A 502-nucleotide genomic window follows, 5' to 3' on the forward strand; every position below is an offset into this window, starting at 1 on the left:
GGGTAGATGAGGTATTCAACAAACAGGCGGTTCGGACGTAGGTCATATTCTTGAATGAATGGCGCCGTTGCCAGCTCCATGTACACAAGAATCCATAGCCCAGCGACCATCCACAAGCGCAATACCCATTTCCAGCATTCTCCTACCTTGCCTTTTAGTGGCATGAAAGAAGAAAGCAGAGCAGGGAGGATGAACAACCAGCATAACGTTGCGATATCAACACGCACGCCTTGGCCTAGGATGTAAAGGAAGTCGTTGAAGGATTCAATACGATCAAACTGCCAAAAGGCGAGTAAAATGCGTGATATGGACAAAAATGCAAGTGAAAACAAAGAAAAAACAGCGAGAGGCTGCAATGGCCCAAACATGGGTCTCTTAGACGAACTTTTCATATTTATTTTGTGATGGACTTAGTCGTGATGTTGTGTCGTTTCTAGCAAAGCGAGCGTGAAATAAACGTGAATTATAATGAAAATCTATGGACTGAATTGTAAGTATTCGT

1 pseudogene is annotated in these 502 nt (G+C 43.4%); it reads right to left on the bottom strand.

Going from position 1 to position 502, the window contains the following annotated elements:
• Positions 1 to 392: pseudogene (locus tag R8N49_RS30945) on the bottom strand (LTA synthase family protein); the annotation flags it as partial.
• Positions 393 to 502 lie beyond the last annotated feature (110 nt).

It is taken from the genome of Vibrio sp. 1978 (assembly GCF_033344345.1).